The 697-nt window shown below is 40.3% G+C and carries 1 protein-coding gene; it reads left to right on the top strand.

Going from position 1 to position 697, the window contains the following annotated elements; genetic code table 11:
* Positions 1-697: ISAs1 family transposase (locus H5200_RS23305; RefSeq protein ID WP_182762865.1), on the top strand; the 697-nt coding region annotated here is incomplete at both ends.

Below are 697 nucleotides of genomic sequence, written 5' to 3'. Positions count from 1 at the left end.
TTTGCGTGCGAAAATGGTGTTGTTTTGGCGCAATGCCCTGTTGATAAAAAGTCGAATGAAATAACAGCGTTACCAGAGCTTCTTGAATTACTGGAGATAAAAGGCTGCTTAGTCACGATTGACGCGATGGGGTGTCAAAAATCAATTGCAGAGACAATAGTGGATAAACAAGCCGATTACCTACTTGCAGTAAAAGCGAACCATAAAGGACTGCTGTCACAAATAGAGAATGCTTTATTACCTGAGGTCACACGACAAGCGTCCGAAGGAGTTTTGTTTAATGAAGCCGATTATCATAAAAACAGAGAAGAATTCAGGTGTTGTGCTGTTAGTCATAACGTAAGTGATTTATCAGAAACGAGCAATTGGAAAGATGCCAAAACAGTGGGAGTTATTGTTTCTTATAGGAAAGAAAAAAACAAAGTAAGCAATGAGTTATGCTATAGATACTACATCAGTTCAGCATATTTATCGGCGGAAGAACTCGCAAGATCTGCACGGCAACATTGGCAAATAGAGAATGGATTACATTGGCGTTTAGATGTCGGATTTAAAGAAGATGATTGCCGAATTAGGCGTGAAGGTGCAGCACCTGTATTTGCGGGGCTGAGACACATCGCATTTAATCAGCTAAAAGCAGAAACAAGCTTTAATAAAGGCATGCCCGCAAAACAGAAAAAAGCTATGCGCAGTACAG

Source organism: Pseudoalteromonas sp. SG43-7 (assembly GCF_014164295.1).
Lineage (GTDB): Bacteria > Pseudomonadota > Gammaproteobacteria > Enterobacterales > Alteromonadaceae > Pseudoalteromonas > Pseudoalteromonas rhizosphaerae.
This window is presented reverse-complemented; position numbering and strand designations above follow the sequence as displayed.